We start from the raw sequence: 21,148 nt of genomic DNA, 5'->3' as shown, positions 1-21,148 counted from the left end.
CCGGATTCATTCCTCCGGATGGGGACACATTTTTCCGGGTTCCGTTCCGGAAAGTGGGGAGGTGGCTGATTTCCGGCTTGTACAGCATGGTGCGCCTTTCTACACTCCGGGCATGAGTTGCACAAGCCCTCCCAGAGCCTGGGCCGAGGTTGATACAAATGCGCTGCGGCATAATTTGAGCGTCGTCCGCCGCATTATGCCGGACCAGCGGCAAATGGCCATTGTGAAGGCGGAGGCTTACGGCCACGGTCTTGAGGGAGTGGTGAAGGCTTTGGATAACGAGGGGTGCGCCTTTTTCGGCGTCGCGACCGTGGCGGAAGCCGCCCGGGTGCGGGATACGGGCGTGAAGACGTGCCCTTTTATTCTGGGGCCCTGTTTTGCCGGAGAACGGGAGGAGATTGTGCAGAACGGCTGGCGCGCCGCCCTTTCCAGCATGGAGGAGGCGGAGCATTTCAATTCCCTGGGCGCCCTGTATAACAAGCCCGTACACGTTCATGTGGGCGTGGATACCGGGATGGGGCGCAGCGGTTTCCTTCCCAGTGAACTGCACGGCCTGACGGAGAAACTCAGGAAGCTGGACCACCTTCATCTGGAAGGCGTGTTTTCCCATTTGTCCGCGGCTTCTGATGATATTTCCTTCACGCACGGGCAGATCAGCGGATTCACGGAGGCGGTGAATGAACTTTCCTCCGGCTACCAGTATGAGTTCCGGCACTTGTGCAGCAGCGCAGCCGTGTTCAATTACAAGGTTCCCTGCGCCAACATGGTAAGGCTGGGAAGAATCCTGTACGGTTTTTCCCCCATGCCTTCCCCCTATAACAAGGAATTGAAGCCCACCATGACCCTGTACAGCCGCATCACTCTGATCCGCAGGCTGCCGGGCAACCATGGCGTTTCCTACAACCATTGTTATATCACCAAGGGGAGCACGAAGGTGGCTACCATCGGCATCGGCTATGCGGACGGCTATCTTCAATACCTGTCCAACCAGGGTGCCCGCGTGTATATCAATGGCCAGTACTGCCCCGTGCTGGGCCGCGTGACGATGGACCAGATTATGGTGGACGTCACTTACATGGACCATGTGGAGACCGGAGACCTGGTAGAAATCATGGGCCCGAACGTGAGTTGGGAGGAGCTGACGCGCCGCGCAAATACCATTCCCAGCAACGTGCTGACCAGTATCAGCGCCCGCGTGCCGCGCATTTATGTGTGACGGAGAAGCGGCAGACTTCAGGCGCCCTTGAAAGGCCGCAAATTTTTAAGATGCCGCAGTGGTTTGCGGCGCTCCCGGCGGGAATGGGAAAATTCCGGGAAGGGTTATCGCTGGCGCACCTTGTTCCAGTCCTCCGGTTCCAGGGAGCAGGGGTCCGGGGCTACCCAGTGGCCCGGTTCTATTTCCACGGGGGTGAGGTCCGCCCCCACCGTCTCCGGATAGGAGGGGTGCTGGATGCGGTGGCCGAAGGCGGAGCCGAGCGGCGGGTTGATGGGGGAGGGTACGTCCCCGGGCAAGGGCTGGTGCTTGTTGGCCCTGGCGGGGTCCGGTTCCGGAATGGCATCCAGCAGCGCCTTGGTATAGGCGTGTTTGGGGGATTGGTAGATGGTTTCCGCATCTGACATTTCCACGATTTTCCCCAGGTACATGACCGCCACGCGGTCGGAGATGTGCTTGACCACCGCTAGGTCATGGGCAATGAAGAGGTAGGAGAGCTTGCGTTCTTCCTGAAGCTCCAGCAGCAGGTTGAGCACCTGGGACTGGACGGAGACATCCAGCGCGGAAACGGGTTCGTCCAGAATAATGAGGCTGGGGTTCAGCGTGAGGGCGCGCGCAATGCCGATGCGCTGGCGCTGGCCTCCGGAGAATTCAAAGGGAAAGCGGTCAATGGCGCTGTCCGGCATTCCCACGCGGTCCAGCAGGCCGCGCACCCATTCCCGGCGCGCGGCGGGAGTGCCCATGCGGTGGATGACGAAGGGTTCCGCCACAATCTGGCCGATGGACTGGCGCTGGTTGAGGGATTCCGCCGGGTCCTGGAAAACCATTTGAATGTGCGGCCGCAGGGGGCGCATGCTCCGCTGGGAGAGCCTGGCGATGTTTTTGCCGTTGAACAGGATGGAGCCTCCCGTAGGTTTCAGCAGGCGCACGATGCTTTTCCCGATGGTGGATTTTCCGCAGCCGGATTCCCCCACCAGTCCCAGCGTTTCTCCGGGGTAGATGCTGAAGGAGACGTCGTCCACCGCCTTGACCCAGCCCGCCTGCCGCAGGAATATCCCGGAGCGGACGGGGAAGTACATTTTCAGGTTGTTGACTTGCAAGATTGGTTCCGGCATGGCGAGAGAAGGGGAAAAAGGTTAAAGGTTGGCGCAGCGGGGGCAGGCTTCCACAAAGTGGTCCGGGGATATTTCCACCAGAGGGGGGCGTTCCGTCAGTTCTTCCACGGGGACGCCCTGGCGCTGGCAGAAGCGGCAGCCGGGCACGAAGTCCGCAATGGAGGCCACCTGGCCGGGAATGGTCGGCAGCTTGGTTTTGCGCACGGAGCTTAACTGGGGGATGGAGGCCAGCAGTCCCTTGGTGTAGGCGTGGCGGGGATTGGCAAAGAGTTCCCGGACGGGGGCTTTTTCCACCACGCGGCCGGCATACATGACCACCACGGAGTCACAGCTCTGCGCGATGACGCCCAGGTCATGGGTGATGAGGATGGAGGAGGAGCCCATTTCCGCCTGAAGGTCCTTCAGGAGGGACAGAATTTGCGCCTGCACGGTGACGTCCAGCGCTGTGGTGGGTTCATCCGCAATGATGAGTTCAGGATGGCAGGCCAGAGCGATGGCGATGACGACGCGCTGGCGCATGCCTCCGGAGAGCTGGTGAGGGAATTCGTCCACACGCTGTTCCGGGGCAGGAATGCGGACGCGCTGCAAGAGCTGGATGGCGGCGTCCCGGGCTTCTTTGGCATTCATTCCCCGGTGGAGCATCAGGGATTCCCCGATCTGCCTGCCGATGCTGTGCACGGGGTTGAGCGCCGTCATGGGTTCCTGGAAGATGACGCCGATGTGGCGGCCGCGGATGCCGTGCATGTCCGTCTCCCTGGCCTGGACCAGGTCACGGCCCTTGAAGAGTATTTGCCCGTCCAGAATTTTCCCCATGGGCTGGGGCAGCAGGCGCACGATGGACATGGCCGTAACGCTTTTACCGCAACCGGATTCCCCCACGATGCCTACGCAGGTTCCCTTGGGTACGGTAAAGCTGACGCCGTCCACCGCTTTCAGCAGGCCGGATTCCGTTTCGAATCCGGTGACCAGGTTCTTGATTTCCAACAGGGGTTCGCTCACTTGTTATTTCTCCGTTGCAGAGGGTTCCAGGGGGCTGCCGTTTTCCGGGATGACGGGCACGGACGGCAGTTTGCCGCTCCCTTCCTTGTTGTCAAGGCTGTCGATGGAATCCATGTAACGGTATTGGTCGTACACGGCGTCCACTTCCTCGAAGGTTTTTCCTTCACGCTTGGCTTCCATCGTCTCCTTCTTGATGTCGTTGTCCACCCAGTACAGGTAGCTTTCCATCGGGTCAAACACGACGGGATGGCAGAATTGCGTGGTGGCGCTGTTTGGCCACCTGACCCAGCGCCAGTAGCCCAGCCTGACGAATTCCGTGGTCCAGGCCGGGACCCACAGGGCTTCGTCATGAATTTTCTGCTGTACCTTCCACGTGGCCTTTTGCAGTTCGTCTTCCGTAGCGGCGTTCGTTTCAGCGTCCAGCAGCTTGTCCATCTCCTTGTCCGCGTAGGCGCAGATGTTGTTGGTGTAGGTGATGAGGCTGCCGCGCTCGTCATAGGCGTAGCGGGAATGGAAGCCCTGTTCGTTCATCGGGTGGGGCGGGGTGAAGCCCCAGGCCATGAAGGAGGCCTGAACGCGCTTTTCCATGATCTTGCGGAAGGCCACGGTGGAGTCCAGCGGGTCCAGCTGGATTTCCAGGCCGCATTTGCGGGCGTCTTCCTTCAGCTTGCCCAGCGTGGAGGCCAGGGAGGGGGAGGAGTTGGGAAAGGTAATGGCGGCGGTGAGCCGGGTGCCGTCCGGCTTGCGGAGGATTCCGTCCGGGCACGGGATCGTGTATCCGGCCTTGGCGAAGCAGGCGCGGGCCTGTTCCGGAGAGTAGGGGCGCGCCTTGATGTAGGGGTTGGTGAATTTGCCGAAGCCGGAGTTGTAGGAGTTGAGCCGCTGGTAGTCTCCGCGGAAGGTGATGTCAATGATGTTCTGGATGTTCAGGGCGTACTGGAAGCCCAGGCGCACGTCCAGGTTATTGAAGGGGGCCTTGGAGGTGTTCAGGAAGAGGCCGTAGGGAGGCCGGGGGTAGATGGTGAAAAACGTGCTGCGGTTGATGTAGCCGTTGTGGACTTCCGGAATTTCCATGCGTTCGTGCCACAGCTCCGGTTTTGTGATGTTCATCACGTCCAGCTCGCCGATGCGGAAGAGTTCAATGGCCTTGGACGGTTCCGCGATGAAGTTGTACACGATCTGGTCCACGTTGTACATGTACTTGGTGAACTTTTTGTCCCTGGCCCACCAGTCCGGCACGCGCTGGAGTGTTACCTGGCGCCCGCGGATGATGCCGTCCGGCTTGACCACGTAAGCACCCGTGGTAGGCGGCACGCGCCACTGGTAGCGCTCCACGTAACTGGGGCCGAATTCACAGTAGAAGTGCGGCGGGGACGGGATGAACAGCGTACAGTAGTACGGGAGCAGCGGTTTGGCGAAGGGGAGGGTGATGGAGAAGCGGCTGTCGTCGTAGATGGTGATGTTGGAGGCGTTCTGGTAAAAGAAGTTGTTGTAGAAGACGTCCCGGCTGTATTCCGACGTGCGGATGTACATGTTCACCAGCAGGTCAATGGCCTTCACCCTGGCCCCGTCCGTGTAGCGGGCGTCCGGGTCCAGTTCAAAGTAAACGGTGCGCCTGTCCGCAGTTTCCGCCCATTTGTGGGCAATGCCGGGGATGATTTTTCCGGTGACCGGATGGATGGAGACGAGGCCGATGATGATTTCATCATACAGGGGGCCGCGGAAGCCGCTGTTGCTGTTCGGGCCGTTGGGGCGGAAGGTGTCCGGGTAGGACCCCGGGGCCCACTGGCGCAGCACGCCGCCTTTTTTGGCGGCCGGGTCTCCTATTTCCGGGTTGTCCAGCCCGTCTTCCCATTTAAGGTCCTGGGGGATGTCCGCCGGAGTCTTGAATTTGATGTAGTCCCCTTCCGTCTGCCTGCGGTGGATGACGGAGAGGGCCGCTTCATCCGCAATGAGCTTGCTTTGCAGCTTTTCCCTGATTTTGGGGTCTTCCTCCTTGAAGAATTGGTCACGGAGGCTCTTGATTTCCTTCTGCTTGGCGGCTTCTTCCCTGGCCAGGCGGTCATTGACCTGCTTGTTCCACCGCTCCGGGAAGGAGTCAAACCCCGGAGGAAGCGTACCGAAAGGCACGTTAGGCTGCCAGCCCACCCCCTGGGATTGGGAGGAATCCTTGCAGCCGGCGCCGGCTGTCAGCAGGAGGGACAGCGCCATGGAAGAAAGGAGGGTGCGGAGGATGGTGGACAGCTTGAGCATGGGTATGTGGAGGAACAGGAGTCTTTTATTATTTATAAGTGGTGAATTTCTTGGGATCGAAGGCCTCGCGGATGGCCTCCCCGATGAAGGTGACGAGCAGGAGCGTGATCACCAGGGCGGCGAAGGCGGAGGTGACCACCCAGCTGGCGGAGAGGTCCGCCAGGCCGTCATTGAGCAGGCGACCCCAGCTGGCGTACGTGTCCGGCAGGCCGAAGCCCAGGTAGTCCAGGGAAGCCAGGGCCAGGATCAGGGCGGAAACGCTGAACGGAACCAGCGTGACCAGGATGGCGACCAGGTTCGGAAGGATGTGGATGAAGAGGATGCGGCTGGTGGAAGCGCCCAGCACGCGGGCGGCCGCTACGTAGTCCCGCGCTTTTTCCTTCATAGTGGAGGTCCTGAGCTGGTACGTCATGGACATCCACCCGAACATGATGAGCAGGCTGATGATCAGGAACATGCCCTTCATCTGGAGCGGCACCATGTCTGAAATGATCATGATGATGAACAGGAAGGGAACCTGGGAGAAGATTTCAATGAGGCGCTGCATGCCGAGGTCAAACATGCCGCCGAAGTACCCCATCATCATCCCGAAGGTGATGCCGATGAAGTACACGATGGGGAGATAGAAGATGGCGGCCTTCATGTTCACCTGGAGCCCGCCGTACAGGTACGCCAGGATGTCCGCCCCCTGGGTATTGGTGCCAAGCAGGTGGCCGCCCTTGAGGGGAGGGGCCGGATGGTAGAAGATGCGGCTGATTTTGTTTTCGTCCGTCTGTTTCAGGAAGTCCTCCTTGGTGCCGGGGCCGCTGTAATGTTCCGCCACGATCCGGTTGTTTTCATAGGTGGCGCTGTATACCTCCGTCCGGTCTTCCAGCCAGCCGGTGGCGCGGTCCACCTTTTTCCCCTTGCGGAATTTGTAGCTGATGTGGGGGAGGGCTTCTTCATCCTTGTGCAACCGGGAGGCCAGGCCGGAATACGGCTTGCCATTGGACTCGCACACCAGGCCGTCTTCATTCACCGTCAGGGCTTCTGAACCGGGATTAGTGGAATCCCCCGTGGGATCGTACGGAACCAGGGGCATGATGACCAGGGAGGGCTTGCCGGGCTGTCCGGCCTGCTTTTTCAGTTCGCGGTAATTGGCTTCCGCATCCGCAAAGTCTCCGGTCTGGCCGAAGGTGGAGCCCTGGTACACCTTGCGCATGATGGCGGGGAAGTACCAGGAACCGTCCTGGACTACAAGAAGAGCCCGCTTGCCCACCAGGCACTGGTCCATGCAGGCCAGCAGTGTCAGCGCCAGCAGGATGACCAGGGAAACGTAGCCGCGGGAGATACTTTTAAAGCGCTGAATGCGGCGCTTCGTAATAGGCGTGGGATGGAAGCGGCGCGGGCCTTTCAGCATGATCCAGAAGCCCACCCCGGCCATGACCAGCACGCAGGCCCAGCCGAACCACAGGAATTTTCCCTGAGGCGTCAGGATGCCGCCGTTGTTCTGGTCCGTGCAGACGATGTTGAGCATGCTCATTTCCCGCGAGACGGTGAAGGGCCAGCTCAACGTGGGCAGGAGCAGGCCGCACAGCTCTCCCACGGCAGTGAGGACCGCCAGAATGACCAGAAGGTATGCCAGTTTTCTAACCATGTGTGTTATTCAAATTTAATGCGGGGGTCCACGGCTGCCACGATGATGTCTGAAAGCAGGTTGCCCAGCACCATCAGGAAGGAGGTGAGCAACAGCGTGCCCATGATCAGGGCGTAATCCTTGTCCATCAAGGCCTGGTAGCTCAGCATGCCGAAGCCCTGGATATCAAAGACCTTTTCCACCAGCATGGAGCCGGCCACAATCAGGCTGATCAGGCTCCCCAGCGTGGAGGCGATTGGGATGAAGGAGTTGCGGAAGGCGTGCTTGATCACGGCCCCCTTGAAGCTTACGCCCTTGGCCATGGCCGTCCTGACGTAGTCGGAGGAAAGGTTGTCCATCAGGTTGTTCTTCATCATCATGGTGGTGATGGCGAAGGAGCTGACCACGTAACAGATCAGCGGGAGCACCGTGTGGTGCAGCAGGTCCCCGGCCTGTCCCCAGAAGCCCATGTCCGCAAAGTCCGGCGACGTCAGGCCGCAGAGCGGGAACCATTCCAGCCGCGCGCCCAGATAGACCACCAGCACCGCGCCCAGGGCGAAGCCGGGGACGGAGTACCCCAGGAAAATCAGGACGGAAGAAATGTTATCCACCAGGCTCTTGTGCCGGATGGCCTTCACCACCCCCAGGGGTATGCAGACGGAATACGTGATGATGGCGCTCAGGATGCCGAAGTACAGGGAGACGGGAATGCGCTCCTTAATCATGTCCCACACGGGTTCATTGTACTTGAAGGAGTTGCCCATGGTGCCCTGCAGCAGCCCGTCAAAGCTGGTCTTGTACATCACGGCGCGCCACGCATAGCTCTTGGCCTTGTCCTGGACGGCCGCCGTGTTGTCCGTCTGCCTCATGCGGCGCGCCCAGCGTTCCGCCCGGTCCATGGGGGATTCAATGTCCACGGTCCAGCCTTCCGTGGCGGCTTTCCGGGATGGCGTGCCGGAAAAAAAGGCATCCTTCACGTCGCCGGAATTCTTGTCCGGACGGACGACGACGACCTGTTCCCCGGTTTCATTCAGATTGATCCGGGTGTGAGTATCGGAAATGCCGGAATATTCATCCTCCGTGTCGGACGGTTCCATGCCGCCGATGTCCCCGAACTCCTCGCGGGAAATGAAAATCTTTTTGGGGAGCACCCCCAGCCATTGCAGATAGGCGGTGATGATGGGTTCCTGCAGGCTGTACTGTTCTTCCAACCGCTCCATATCCGCTTCGCTCAGGTTATTGTCTCCGCGCTGGGAGCCCGCCTTCTGACCGGACAGGGCACTCATGCTCTGCTGCTGCATCATCTGTTCAATGGGACCTCCCGGGACAAAACGGGTTATGCAAAAGACGAGGAACGTGACCCCCAGAAGCGTCAGGGGCATGAGAAGGAGTCGTCTGATGATATAGGTCTTCATTCGTCGCGCAGAACTCTACTGGTTTGTGGCATGTGAGGCAAGTAGCAATGCAAATTTGTGAGCCTTTGCTAACATGCAGGCATCCCGGTTTTTCTCAATGCCGGTGCGGATGGGGCGCAGAAACAAGGGACAATGCCGCAGGGTTTCAGAGGCTGAACCCGCATGAACCTGAAAAGGGGAGCGGAACACTAAATGCCTTCCCCCAGGCGGCGTGCCAGCATGTCCGGAAGCCCGGCGGCCAGGATGCGCCTCTGCGCCTCCTCCACGTCGTACTCCACGCGGCGCTGGTAGTAAACCATGCTGTCCACATCCAGCACGCCATAGGCGGCGCGGGGGTCTCCGTCCCGGGGCTGGCCGACGGAACCTACATTGATGAGGTACTTGTTGGTTTTGAGAAGCTGGATGTCCCCGGATTCATATTCCTGGATGCTCCCTTCATGGCGAATGAAAGTGCGGGGGACGTGCGTATGGCCGTTGAAGCACAGGAATTGGTTGTCGCGCAGCATGTTGATGCTGTGCGTGGCCGTATCCACATTCGTGACGTAGGCCCAGGAATTGGGCTTGTCCTGCGTGGCGTGCACCAGAACGATTTCATTGGGCAGGATGCGCTGGAACGGCGCGCGGCGCAGCCACTTCTTCTGTTCGTCGGAAAGCTGCCGGCGCGTCCACATCAGGGCGTTGTACGCTACGGGATTCATGCCTGCGGGATTGTCCTCCCCAATGGCTTCCTCATCATGGTTGCCGCGCACGGTGGGAATCTGGCGTTCGCGGATGAATTCAAGGCATTCGGAAGGATTGGCGTTGTAGCCTACAATATCACCCAGGCAGTAAACGGCATCGCATCGCAACTGTTCTATATCCTTCATTACCGCTTCCAGAGCGGGCAGGTTGGCATGGATGTCACTGATCAGGGCTATTCTACTCATGGTATTGCGGTGAAAAACCATAGCACTTTTCCGGGGCTTTGCCAAGCGCGGCCGGTAAAATAAATACTAAATGGGAAAGACCCCGGACTAAAGTTTTCTCCGTTTAGTATTTTGATTTTCAATCTTTGGTCTTTTCTTCCGGCAAAGACTCCAGCGCCTCCCTCAGGCCGTCCACGGGGTACCTGAGGGAATTGGCCAGGTGGCTGGTCATCAGGTCGCGGGCGATTTCATCCGTAGGGAACAATTCCCGGAAGGGAACGCGGTCCTTCTCCGGCACGTTCAGCCTGTTTTCCAGGACAAAAATGTTGTTCACCAGGCTGGGCGTCCGGTTACGCGGGTCCTTGAACAATTCCCGGCCCAGCTCCAGCGCCTCACGGGATTTGGAAGGAACGCGGACAAGCGCGTAAAACTCCTTGCGGGCCGTCAGGGGCGGGGCTCCCAGCTCCCGGGCCTTGCGGTAGGCTTCCGCGGCCTTTTCAAAATCCGGCTGACGGTAGGTATCACTGTACATGTTGCCCAGCAGGGACTGCAAATACCAGCTTCCGGGGTTGGCGCCGATGCCTTTTTCCAGGAAACGGCGGCCTTTCTGGATGTACTTCCGGAAGCCCTCCCGGCGTTCCATGGGGGAAAGCCGCTTGTTATCCAGGTAGCTGGAGGAGGCATTGTTGCCCAGATGCCACGAACCGTTGTCCCAGTAAAAATCGGAATGGGGGGCGAGAGAAGTAATCTGGTTGTAGCGGCGTTCCAGATTGGCCCAGTCGGAAATCAGGAAACAGTCGAACGCCTCCATGCTCAGCACGGCCGCCACCAGGGAGCGCAGCCCCCCCAGGGAGACCATCGCAAGCTGCTGCTCCAGATAATCGGAAGAGGAAAGCTTCACCGGATCATCCAGCAGCCCCGCCGCCTTCTCCTGTTCCAGGATATGGTTCTGCAAAGGCAGCCGGATCATGCCGAAGCCCAGCAGGGCAATGATGAAAATGATGGTGGTTTTCAGCATGATAATACGCAGAGTTATTTAGCTTTTCATCCCAAGAAAAAGACATCCTGGGATTCTTATAGCTCCTTTATTCCTATTTCTTTTAAATAATAATAAATACCATCATAAAAGGAACATTGCCGAGTCAAATCCGCGTCACAGCCTTCTGGTATAAAGAGCACAAATCCTTGTCGGGCTCGTGTCAATAAGACGCGATAGGTATTTTTAAGATAGAGCTGGGCATCTCTTTGACCTACTGTTTTCCAGCTAGACCCTGTAAAGTTATAAGATTTGAAATGTCCATTTTCAATGCGGTAATCTGCATCCCACGCGACAACGGCCCAATCAATTTCCAGACCTTGAATATCAAATTCCGTGGCCGTATCTTCTAGAAAATAGGAAGATCGGACATCCTCCTTACCATTTAGAAACCAGTTTTCTGCCTGAATGTTACTTTGTACCCAAATTCCAAATTGGCGTAACCGTTTGGCCCCAGAACTGGCAATGATTCCATAACGTTCTGTTCCCCTGGCTTGCTCACGTACCCATTGACGCGCTTTTTGTAGGTTACGAGTAAGCACAATGGGATAGTCAGATGAAAGAGCAGAATAGAGGTGCTGAGCTACTGGCAAGTCTTTGTCTAAAAGAGATTTTACAAATGCTGAAACTTGTTCATTCCGGAAAGAACGGATGGAAACAGAGAGGTGCAGGTCTGTTCTTTCATCAAGAGGTAACCCCTTAAAGAGAGTTTTAAGGGAGGTTCCTCTCGTATATTCCGTATCAGAGATTTGAGGGGATGCATAAACATTCCAATGGGGAAAACGTTCTCTTAATGCGTCAAACCAAGCAGGCAACCCCGCCTCCCCTGTATGGATTTCTTGCCCCCCTCCGATTAAACAGATAATAACCGCCCAATCTTGGTGCCGGTCCATCACACTAATCAAAAATTCAGGTTCCGACATATCCCAGGGAAGGCTGTGACGTTTCAGCATAAACTTGGCCGTTTGTTCTTTTGTCCAGGCACGTTGCGCTTCGTCAAAGATGGCCACTTTCTCTACAGGAGCTTGGGTAGCTGGAGGTAAGCCTGCATTACGAAAGTGATGAATATTCTGAATAAAAGCAGAGACTTTTCTTTTAGATTCTGTTTTTGTAATTTCACCTTTAGAGCGTTTGACTTCATCCCGTGCCAGGGCCTCCCGCAAGACAGAAACTAATGGGCCATTACCAGAAAGAAAAACAGCATGCTCTTGTTCATCATATTGATGCCGTTCATTAGCAATATTAAGGCCTACCAAGGTTTTTCCTGCACCAGGCACTCCGGTGACAAAGCAGATGGATTTTTCATGGTTTTGTTTACTTTGATCAATAATCCTATTCAGTGTCTGTGTGGTGCGGCTCAGATTGTAAGCTCCTGCATCACTTCGTGAAATTTCTTTAACATCATGCCCACGGTAAAGCGCTTGTGCAGCTTCAATAATGGTAGGAGTTGGCATGTATGGTGAAGCTAACCATTGTTCAAAAGAGAACTCCTCATCAAATAACTTATCAGTAAGCTTTCTTAAGGTGGGACCTAAAGTATCAGCATTGCAAAGAAGAGGGTGATATACTCCGTCTTGGTATGCTTTAAGTTCATGCTCCTTAGGGGGGGCTTTCGTGCAAACGACAAGAGGAACAATTTTCCTGTGATGGCTTTCTTGATGAAAATACTTAAGTGCTAAGGCATAGTCTACCACCTGGTCACTGGCGTATCTGGGATAACATGTTTCTCCTACTTTAAATTCAAGGATGTAGAGAACACCTGCATAGGCTATGACCACGTCTATCCGTTCTCCAATACGGGGAATTGTATATTCAAAGGCCAGTGAACCAGTAGGAATATTTTGAAGAACGTGTTGTAGTAATTTGATCTCGTCAACCCATGAATTACGTAAATTTTGCTCTAGGTCAAAGGAGTTATTAACAGCAAGTTGACCTAAAATTTCTTCTAGAGATTGGGTGCAAAATGATTGTATATCATTAGAATAATAGGCTTGTTGCATATTCTCTAGAGTAGTTGAACAAAATCAGGAGAATCAGTCCATGTTCAGGCGCTTGCGGATGTCCCGGTCCAGGCGCTCCCATTCCGGAAGGGAGGCTCCGGCCTGGTGCGCCTTGGCGAGGGGTCACCCCAGATGGCCGTGTATTCAATGGGGCGGCCTGCGTTGTAGTCCACCGCGCTGGACGGGATGAAGGAGCCCATGCTTTCCGTGCGGGAGAGGTGGAATTCCACCAGGTCGTCCGGCAGGGTGTAGCCGCGGGCCTTGGCCGCCTGTACTACTTCTTCCATGATGCGGCGCGCCCGGGCGACGTTTTCCGGGTTTTGATAGAGTTCCGCAATGCTGATGCCCCCCAGCGCCAGGCACAGTCCGTTGAACGGGATGTTCCAGACGAGCTTGTACCACTGGATTTGTTCCGCGGCGTCAAAGGCGCGGGTCTTGATGCCGGCGCTGGCAAACAATTCGGAGAGCTCCCGGGCCTTTTCAGAGCCTTCCGGTGAGGGGACGAAGGGGGCAAACTGAATGTTGCCGCCTTCCAGATGGTTGACATGGCCCGGCTCCGCGCGCATGGCGCAGATGAAGCACAGGCCCACATAGATGCGGTCCGCCGGAATGATGCGGGCAATTTTCTCCGCATTTCCCATGCCGTTTTGCAGGGTCACCACGACCGTGTCCGGTTCCATCAGCGGAGGCAGGGCCTTGGCGAACCCGGCATTTGCCGTGCTTTTCCATGCGACCACGACCAGGTCCACGGGCCCGACTTCCGCGGAGTCCCGGTAGACTTTGACGTGGGGCAGGGAGATGTCTCCGTGCAGGCTTTTCACTTCCAGGCCGTGTTCTTTTAGGTAGCCGTATTCCGAACGTACGATGAAGGAGACGTCCTGGCCCGATTCCTGGAGCCTGGCTCCGTAATAGCAGCCGAGGGCTCCGGCCCCCAGAATGGCGATTTTCATGGTGTGCGGTGAGGTGTTGTGTCTTGCGTTGAGACTGTTCAGAGCCCCTGGACGTTGCCCTTGTTGTCCAGATAGATGTGCATGGCGTTGGGGGAGACGGGCAGGGCGGGCATGCGCATGATTTCCCCGCACAGGGCCACCAGGAAGCCGGCGCCGTTGGCGATTTCAAAGTCGCGCACGGTAACGGTGAATCCGGTGGGGCGTCCGCGCAGGCGTCCGTTGTCGGAAAGGGAGTTCTGGGTTTTTGCCATGCAGACGGGCAGGTCCGTCAGGCGGCTGGCTTCAAACTGGGCCAGCTTCTTTTTGGCCGCGGGCGTCAGTTCCACGCCGTCCGCACCGTAAATGCTGCGGGCAATGATGTTGAGTTTTTCTTCCACTGGCAGGGCGGATTCATACAGGGGCTTGAAGGGGGCGGAGGGCTTTTCCGCGGCTTGCGCTACCATTTGGGCCAGGTCTTTGCCTCCTTCCCCTCCCTGGGAGAAGATGTCCGCAATGGCGCAGGGGATGCCGCGTTCCGCGCAGTGTTCCACGATAGCGTCCAGTTCTTCCCGGGAGTCGTCAAAGAATTTGTTGACGGCCACCACCACGGGCCGTTTGTAGTGGGCAGCGGCGTCCAGATGGGCGTCCAGGTTGGCCAGGCCTTTTTTCAGGGCGGCCACGTCCGTGTTTTTCAGGTCCGCCAGGGCGGTGCCTCCGTGCATTTTCAGCGCGCGCGCCGTGGCTACAATGACGATGGCGGCCGGATCCAGGCCGGACTGGCGGCATTTGATGTCCAGGAATTTTTCCGCTCCCAGGTCAAAGGCGAAGCCGGCTTCCGTGACGGCATAGTCGCCGAAGTGCAGGGCCATTTTAGTAGCCAGCACGGAGTTGCAGCCGTGGGCGATGTTGGCGAACGGGCCGCCGTGCAGGAAGCAGGGCACGCCTTCCACCGTTTGCACCAGGTTGGGCATCAGGGCGTCTTTCAGCAGGGCCATGACGGAACCGGTGATGCCGAGTTCCCGGGCGAATACGGGCTTGTCGTCCGACGTGAAGCCGATCACGATGCGGTTGATGCGGTCTTCCATGTCCTTGTAGGAGGTAGCCAGGCACAAGCACGCCATGATTTCCGAAGCCGGGGTGATGTCGAAGCCCGTTTCACGCGGAAAGCCCTGCTTGTTGAGCCCCACGATGACGGAGCGCAGGGAGCGGTCGTTCATGTCCATGACGCGCTTCCAGGTGACTTTGCGTTCGTCAATGTTCAGCGTGTGGAAGAACATGGCGTTGTCCAGGATGGCGCTGATCAGGTTGTGGGCGGACGTGATGGCATGAAAGTCCCCCGTAAAGTGCATGTTGATTTCATCCGGAGGCGTCAGGGAGCTTTTGCCGCCGCCGGTGGCGCCGCCCTTGCGGCCGAATACCGGACCCATGGAGGGCTGGCGGAGCGCCAGGCAGGCTTTTTTACCGATGGCCTGCAAGCCTTGCGCCAAACCGATGGACACGGTGGTTTTCCCTTCTCCGGAAGGGGTGGGCGTGATGGCGGAGACCAGAATAAGCTTGCCGGGAGAGGCCGGCTTGTTGAGTACATCCAGGGAAATCTTGGCCTTGTTGCGGCCGAAGGGGATCACGTCGTTTTCAGCGACGCCCAGCTTGTTGACACAATCGGAGAATGCAGGTGTGACCATGAATACATGATGACGGAAGCCCCCTCTTTTTGCAAGAAGGTTCATGGGCATTCCAAACCTTGCACAGGGGACCCGCACCGGATGTGCAAATCCGCCTCATGGGCATGCGGCGCTCTTTGCAATTCCGGGGAAAGTCTCCGGGAGCTTGTGGCGGCAGGCTGTGCAAGGACGGGGGAAATCAGGATTGGGAACTCTGTTTCCCCGTGTCCAGTACGGGGCGGTAGTGGCCCGTGATGGTGTAAAGGAACAGGCAGTCTTCCTCCTGCGTGCCGCCGCCGATGTTGTGAATGATCAGCGGCGTGCCTTCCTCCGTCTTTTTGTCGGAAACGATGCCGATATGGGGGACCGAGCCCCCCAGGTTCCAGGTAACCAGATCGCCGGGCTTGTAGTCCGCCGCCGTTTTAGTGATGGGGACGGACCATCCCCGACGGCTGAAGAAGGTGCGGAGGTTGGGCACCCTCCGGTGGTCAATGCTGCGGTCCGTGGTTTTCAGACCCCAGTTTTTGGGGTATTTGGAGAAGTGGGCCTTCATGTCCTCATGCACGGCTTTCTGAAGGTCCAGGCCGAAGGCCCTCATGGCGCGGATGACCACGTCCGTGCACACTCCGGTTTCCTTGGGAACATCCCCGCCAGGGTAGGGGATGGACTGGTAGCCTCCGTTGTAGGAGACCGTTACTCCTATCTGTTCGCGCGCCTTGGCGGCCAGCGCAGCGTTGTCCGCCACTAGGCACGCGGAACAGGAAAGGAACAGGAGGGAGAGAAGGGCAGGGATTTTCATGGGGGCAGTTGGGGGAGGCGAAAAATCAGACGAAGCTGGTGAAGCCTATGTCCGGGCGGCGCTGCATGCCGTCAAATTTGACCTTCTTGGTTTCGTTATGGGCGCGCTGGCGCGCTTCGGACAGGGTTTCTCCCTGCGCCACCACGGCCAGCACGCGGCCGCCGTTGGTTTCAAAACAATTTTTGTCCGCATTCCATTTGGTGCCCGCGTGGTACACGGAGGCGTTCACGACGTCGTTCAACCCCTGGATGCAGTCGCCGGAGTGGGAGGTTTCCGGGTACCCCCGGGAGGCCAGCACGCAGCAGACGCTCCAACCGTTTTGGAAGGAGATTTCTTCCGGGGTGAATTCCCCTTTGGCTCCATGAAGGCAGAAGGAAGCCAGGTCTCCGGAGAGCAGAGGCATGACGGCCTGGCATTCCGGGTCCCCAAAGCGGCAGTTGTATTCAATCACCTTGGGGCCGCCAGGGGTCAGCATCAGGCCGAAGTACAGGAAGCCGCGGTAGGGCAGCCCGTCCTTTTTCAGTCCGGCTACCGTGGGGGCCACGATTTCCTTTTCAATGCGTTCCAGCATGTCCGGCTCCACGAGCCGGCGAGAGGCCACGGCGCCCATGCCGCCCGTGTTGGGGCCCGCGTCGCCTTCCTTGAGGCGCTTGTAGTCGCGCGCCGGGCAGAGAATGAGGTAGTGGTCGTCCACCAAAGCGCCGAAGATGGATACTTCCGGCCCCGTCAGAAATTCTTCCACCAGCAGGCGCCCTTCACCGAAGCGCCTGTCCGTAAACACTTCCTTCAGGAATGCGTCCGCTTCCTCCCTGGTCATGCAGACGGCCACGCCCTTTCCGGCGGCCAGTCCGTCAAATTTCAGCACGGTGGGATAAACGCCGCCAATGAATTGCTGCGCTTCCTCCAGGGTGGCGGCCACACGGGCCTGCCCGGTGGGTATCTGGTGGCGGAGCAGGAACTCCTTGGCAAATTCCTTGCTGGCTTCCAGCTGGGCGCTTTCCTTTACGGGGCCCCAGCAGGGGATGCCTGCACGGGCACAGGCGTTCGCCAAGCCCTCATCCTTCACCAGATAGCTTTCCTCCCCGGCTACGCAGAGGTCCACTTTATTGGAAACCATCCAGTCGATCAGCGTAGGCAGATCCCTGGCAGGGATGGGGGCGGCCAGACGGTTGATGGCGTCGCTGCCCGGAAAACAGTACATTTCCGGGGCGGAAGGGGATTCCTTGAGAGCCTTGACCAGTGCGTGTTCACGCCCACCTTTTCCAATGACGGCTATTTTCATACGCGGGAAGTATGCCGGGACGGACCTGTTTTGCCAAGCTGAAATGAACGGGGAACCGCACTCCGTCAACTGGTGAAGGGCGCCGGGCATTCAGGGCATGAAAAAGCCGCCTGACACGGAGGAAAGGCGGCCTGGAAAAAGAAAGGGAATGCCCTGCAATTTAGAACGGAATTTCGTCGTCCATGTCTCCAAAGTCGTTGGAGGGCTGGTTGTTGGACGGCATGGGGGGAGGGTTGTAGTTCTGGGCCGGGCGGGACTGGGACTGCCCGTAGTTGCTGGAGCGGGGCGCGCCCTGGGACTGCTGGCGCGGAGCGCCGCCCATGTCGCCTTCACCGCCGCGGGGGAAGAGCTGGATGTTTTCACCGATTACCCGCAGCTTGGTGCGCTTCTGGCCGGAGGCCTTGTCTTCCCAGGAGTCCAGTTGCAGGCGTCCTTCCACAAAGACTCCGCGGCCCTTGCTGAGGTAGTTGCCGGCCACTTCCGCCTGACGGTTCCAGAGGGTAACGTCCACGAAGGTGGTTTCTTCCTGGCGTTCGCTGTTGTCTCCCGCATAGTAGCGGTTAATGGCAAGGCGAATGTCCGTGACGGCGGTGCCCTTGGGGGTGTAGCGCAGCTCGGGATCAGCGGTAAGATTGCCCATTAAGAAGACTTTGTTGAGATTGGCCATATGGGTGGGTGTTAACGAGGTGTATATGGTAATAGTATGGGAGGGACGCCTTGCCTGTAGGGGCGTGTGGTTGGTCGCTAGCAACTATGGGCCTGCGCGGGCTCTTGTGCAATACTAAATTGCGGAATCGTCCTTCAATCATGTCTCCTTTCTACATTGCATTTGTCATGGAACCGTGAAAACTTTACCTCCATGAGTTTCAAGCAACGACGGCGAAAAGGGCTGTTCCGGGTTTCCTGGGGCATGTGCCTGCTGCTGTCCGTGCTTGTGCACCTGTTTTTACTGGCGGGGAGCTACCTGGTTCCGGAGGAATGGCTGGCCTCCCCGCGCCCCCCGGCAGCGGAGAAGCGGCAGGTGGTGGTGAGTGCGCGCATGGTAAAGAAGGTGGAGGCCCCGCAGGAGGGCAGGAGACAGGCGCCGGAGGAACGCCTGCCTTCCATCGTGAAGACCAGTGAGGAGCAGGAGAGCGCCACCAGGCCGGAAACGCCCCAATTCCAGAGCAACAGGAATACGCGGGCGGAAGGCGGCCGGAAGGACCCGGACAGCAGCAGGGACATGCCCGCGCAGGACGGCGTGGAGCGTGAGAACGGGGAGATTGTCCTTTTTGACCAGGAGAGGCAGGATGGCGACATGAGCCACGAGCGGGACGGCAACAAGGATGCCGCCCCAGGAGCTTCCGCCAGCGTTCCGCCCCAGCCCCAGGAGCCGTCCATGCCTCCCGCGGGGCATCCGGATTCCATGGACCCTTCCTCCAACAAGACGGGAGCGCCCGGCAAATCAAGCGAGGAAGGGCTGGCCCGGCAGAACCGCCGCCCTGCGCAGGAAAGGGCCGTGCAGCTTCCTCATGCGGTGACGCTGCCCCAGCCCGGCGCGCCGGAAAAGCCGGACCCTCTTGAGGAGCTGGCCAGGAGCATTGCGAAGGGCGCCGAGAATCCTCCCCTGAACCTTCCGAACCTGAACCTTCCCCCCAATACGCGCCCGGTGCAGAAGCAGCCCCTGTATGACCCCATGTTCAATGCGGAGAGCCAGCCCGGCTTCAAGACCCATGAGCAGAAGACCAAGCAGACGGGCAAATTCAGTTTTGGGCGGCGTCCCACGCTGGATGTAGAGGCCACGCCCATGGGCATGTACCAGGCGATGGTTTACCGCGCCATCGGGGAACAGTGGTACCGCCAGTGTGACTTGAACCGGGACCTGATCGTCACCGGGACCGTGCGCATCCGCATCCTGATCGGCAAGAACGGCAAGGTCTCCTCCATGCGGCAGACTTCCCGCGTGGGGGCCAGCGAGGTGCAGAAGTCCTTCACTTTCCTCGCCATCAAGCTCGCGCGGCTTCCCGCGATGCCGCCGGAAGTGAAGAGCGCGCTCATCGGGGAGTCGCTGGAAATGTACTTCGACTTCAATTTCTAACAACCTACCATCCTACAAACACCATTCACTGATACATCATTATGAACTTTATCAAGGATTGCATCATATTCTTCCAGGCAGGCGGCGTCTTCATGTATCCGCTGGCGGCCTGTTCCGTCCTCCTCATTGCGGCCGTCATTTACCGTATGTTCAATATGAAGAGGAGCATCATCTGTCCCGCCAGGCTGATCCGGGCCGTGGAACAGTACACCGGCGGCACCCTGGAGCGCGGTGAGCTGGAGAAGATCGCCGCGGATTCCAATTCCGTGGAAGGCCGTCTGGTGCTGGACGCCCTGAATTCCCCGCTGGAGGATGAAGCCTCCCTGAAGGAGATGATCCAGGTGAAGGCCCGTGAAGAATTCGTGATGCTCCAGGCGGGCCTCCCCCTGCTGGACATGATTGTGATGATCGCCCCCATGTTCGGCATTCTGGGGACCGCCAGCGGCCTGGTGCAGATTTTCAGCGTGTTCGGCATGGATGAGAGCCACGGCATGATTGCCCAGGGGATCGCCCAGGCGCTGAATACGACGATTGCCGGTCTTGCCATCGCCACCCCCGCCGTGATCGCCCACGTTTATTATTCCCGCAAGCTGGAGCGCATCTCGGCCTCCATGGAAGTTCTGCTCACGGAGCTGATTTCCTTCCGCTGCCATCATTCCCAACACTGATCCGGCCATGCAGTTTTACCGCAAGAAAGCAAGGAGCATGGGGGTGCCGATTGTCCCCATGATTGATATTTTAACCATTCTGCTCATCTTTTTCATTGTCCATACCCAGTGGAAAAAGCCGCAGTCCCTGCTGAAGATAGACGTTCCCGGCGCGGAGTTCATGGAAGGGGCTCCTTCCTCGGAACAGCGGGCCGTACTGGCCGTGACGGGGGAATCCTCCATTTCCCTGAATGGTAGCCTGGTGGAGATGAAGGAACTGGCCGCCGCGCTGGAAGCGCTGAAGAAGGAAAATCCGGAGGTCAAATTACAGCTTGATGTTGATAAAAAGGCGGAGTTTGGCGTCATTGTAGGCATTTGGGATGCGCTGACATCTGTGGGTATTGACGCGGGGGATGTTCCTGCCAGAATAGAAATCAACAAGTCCGGCGCTCAGTAAACGCCTTAACATATAACACTTCCTCCTCCCAATGTTATTGGAAATAGCACAGTATGGAAATCCGGTATTGAAGGAAAAATGCCGTCCCGTGGAACATTTTGACGAAGGCCTGAAGGCCCTGGCGGAAAACATGCTGGAAACCATGTACGCCGCGGAGGGAATCGGCCTGGCGGCACCGCAGGTGAGCATTCCCGTGCAACTGGTGGTGATTGATATTCCGCAGGAGGAAGAGTCCGTGACGTGGCTGAAGGTGAACGGGGAAGACAAGAAGTTGTCCGACATCATGCCCCTGATGTTTGCCAATCCCGTTCTGGAGCCTTACGGTCCTATGCACCCCTTCCATGAAGGCTGCCTGAGCGTGCTCAAGATCCGCGCTTCCGTCGTGCGGCCGGATTTTGTCAAAGCCACGGTGCTTCTGATAGACGGCAGGGAAGTGACGATTGACTGCAACGGGCTGCTGGCCAGGTGCCTGCAGCATGAATGCGACCATTTGAACGGCATCCTGTTTGTGGAGCGCGTTTCCTCCGCCCAGAAGATTACCCTGCGCAACAAGCTGAAGCGCCTGGCTGTGGAGTATTAGCCTTCCGGCGCGCTGCAAGCTTTTACGGCAGCCATGAAACCGGATATATCAGAGGAACGGATTTCCCGATGGACCCCGTGCGCTCCGTGAGAACGCACGGGGATTTTTATTGCTGCAAAGGCTTTTGCTGCGCTCCAAACGGGCCAGGGGGCACGGACCAGGAGG

18 protein-coding genes are annotated in these 21,148 nt (G+C 58.1%); 5 read left to right on the top strand and 13 right to left on the bottom strand.

Going from position 1 to position 21,148, the window contains the following annotated elements:
• Nucleotides 1-112: 112 nt before the first annotated feature.
• Nucleotides 113-1,216: an alanine racemase gene (alr, locus tag ABGM91_RS10970; protein ID WP_295927887.1), complete on the top strand. Its 1,104-nt coding sequence runs from the start codon at nt 113-115 to the stop codon at nt 1,214-1,216.
• Between the two features lie 104 nt (nt 1,217-1,320).
• Here the strand turns inward: alr and ABGM91_RS10965 are convergent, their stop codons facing one another.
• The 13 genes from ABGM91_RS10965 to ABGM91_RS10905 all read right to left on the bottom strand — a co-directional run bounded on the left by ABGM91_RS10965 (nt 1,321) and on the right by ABGM91_RS10905 (nt 17,889).
• A complete protein-coding gene (locus ABGM91_RS10965) occupies nt 1,321-2,328 on the bottom strand; it encodes an oligopeptide/dipeptide ABC transporter ATP-binding protein (RefSeq protein ID WP_354832300.1) in 1,008 nt (335 codons plus the stop codon).
• Between the two features lie 21 nt (nt 2,329-2,349).
• Nucleotides 2,350-3,327, bottom strand: coding sequence for an ABC transporter ATP-binding protein (locus ABGM91_RS10960; protein WP_354832298.1), 978 nt, complete (start codon nt 3,325-3,327; stop codon nt 2,350-2,352).
• A 3-nt stretch (nt 3,328-3,330) separates the two neighbouring features.
• Nucleotides 3,331-5,580 (bottom strand): extracellular solute-binding protein, encoded by a 2,250-nt coding sequence (locus ABGM91_RS10955; RefSeq protein WP_354832296.1) that lies wholly within the window; start codon nt 5,578-5,580, stop codon nt 3,331-3,333.
• Nucleotides 5,581-5,608: 28 nt separating this feature from the next.
• Complete coding sequence (locus tag ABGM91_RS10950) at nt 5,609-7,216, bottom strand: ABC transporter permease subunit (RefSeq protein WP_354832294.1); 1,608 nt, start codon at nt 7,214-7,216, stop codon at nt 5,609-5,611.
• A gap of 5 nt (nt 7,217-7,221) precedes the next feature.
• The gene (locus ABGM91_RS10945) at nt 7,222-8,610 is read right to left on the bottom strand and encodes an ABC transporter permease (protein WP_354832292.1); all 1,389 of its coding nucleotides are present in this window, start codon (nt 8,608-8,610) and stop codon (nt 7,222-7,224) included.
• 188 nt (nt 8,611-8,798) lie between these two features.
• Nucleotides 8,799-9,536: a metallophosphoesterase family protein gene (locus ABGM91_RS10940; protein WP_290565986.1), complete on the bottom strand. Its 738-nt coding sequence runs from the start codon at nt 9,534-9,536 to the stop codon at nt 8,799-8,801.
• A 118-nt stretch (nt 9,537-9,654) separates the two neighbouring features.
• On the bottom strand, nt 9,655-10,533 hold the full coding sequence (locus ABGM91_RS10935) for a hypothetical protein (RefSeq protein ID WP_354832290.1): 879 nt from the start codon (nt 10,531-10,533) through the stop codon (nt 9,655-9,657).
• A gap of 56 nt (nt 10,534-10,589) precedes the next feature.
• Nucleotides 10,590-12,551: a DUF2075 domain-containing protein gene (locus ABGM91_RS10930; RefSeq protein ID WP_354832288.1), complete on the bottom strand. Its 1,962-nt coding sequence runs from the start codon at nt 12,549-12,551 to the stop codon at nt 10,590-10,592.
• A 44-nt stretch (nt 12,552-12,595) separates the two neighbouring features.
• Complete coding sequence (locus tag ABGM91_RS10925; protein ID WP_354832286.1) at nt 12,596-13,501, bottom strand: 2-dehydropantoate 2-reductase; 906 nt, start codon at nt 13,499-13,501, stop codon at nt 12,596-12,598.
• A gap of 38 nt (nt 13,502-13,539) precedes the next feature.
• The gene (locus ABGM91_RS10920) at nt 13,540-15,162 is read right to left on the bottom strand and encodes a formate--tetrahydrofolate ligase (RefSeq protein WP_354832284.1); all 1,623 of its coding nucleotides are present in this window, start codon (nt 15,160-15,162) and stop codon (nt 13,540-13,542) included.
• Nucleotides 15,163-15,340: 178 nt separating this feature from the next.
• Complete coding sequence (locus ABGM91_RS10915) at nt 15,341-15,940, bottom strand: DUF1287 domain-containing protein (protein ID WP_354832282.1); 600 nt, start codon at nt 15,938-15,940, stop codon at nt 15,341-15,343.
• A 25-nt stretch (nt 15,941-15,965) separates the two neighbouring features.
• Nucleotides 15,966-17,222: a phosphoribosylamine--glycine ligase gene (gene purD, locus ABGM91_RS10910; RefSeq protein ID WP_354832280.1), complete on the bottom strand. Its 1,257-nt coding sequence runs from the start codon at nt 17,220-17,222 to the stop codon at nt 15,966-15,968.
• A gap of 160 nt (nt 17,223-17,382) precedes the next feature.
• Nucleotides 17,383-17,889 (bottom strand): single-stranded DNA-binding protein, encoded by a 507-nt coding sequence (locus ABGM91_RS10905; protein WP_290565992.1) that lies wholly within the window; start codon nt 17,887-17,889, stop codon nt 17,383-17,385.
• Between the two features lie 192 nt (nt 17,890-18,081).
• Between ABGM91_RS10905 and ABGM91_RS10900 the strand changes: the two genes are divergently transcribed.
• The 4 genes from ABGM91_RS10900 to def are packed head-to-tail and all read left to right on the top strand — an operon-like array spanning nt 18,082 to nt 20,983.
• Nucleotides 18,082-19,299: a hypothetical protein gene (locus ABGM91_RS10900; RefSeq protein WP_354832278.1), complete on the top strand. Its 1,218-nt coding sequence runs from the start codon at nt 18,082-18,084 to the stop codon at nt 19,297-19,299.
• A gap of 41 nt (nt 19,300-19,340) precedes the next feature.
• Nucleotides 19,341-19,967, top strand: coding sequence for a MotA/TolQ/ExbB proton channel family protein (locus ABGM91_RS10895; RefSeq protein ID WP_215428218.1), 627 nt, complete (start codon nt 19,341-19,343; stop codon nt 19,965-19,967).
• A 7-nt stretch (nt 19,968-19,974) separates the two neighbouring features.
• Nucleotides 19,975-20,403 carry a biopolymer transporter ExbD gene (locus ABGM91_RS10890; RefSeq protein ID WP_354832276.1) on the top strand — a complete coding sequence of 143 codons (429 nt, stop codon included), beginning with the start codon at nt 19,975-19,977 and terminating at the stop codon, nt 20,401-20,403.
• A gap of 31 nt (nt 20,404-20,434) precedes the next feature.
• Nucleotides 20,435-20,983 (top strand): peptide deformylase, encoded by a 549-nt coding sequence (gene def / locus ABGM91_RS10885; protein WP_215428222.1) that lies wholly within the window; start codon nt 20,435-20,437, stop codon nt 20,981-20,983.
• Nucleotides 20,984-21,148 lie beyond the last annotated feature (165 nt).

This window comes from Akkermansia muciniphila (assembly GCF_040616545.1).
Taxonomy (GTDB): Bacteria; Verrucomicrobiota; Verrucomicrobiia; order Verrucomicrobiales; family Akkermansiaceae; genus Akkermansia; species Akkermansia muciniphila_E.
Note: the sequence above shows the minus strand (reverse complement) of the source record. Positions and strands in the feature narration are given on the sequence as shown.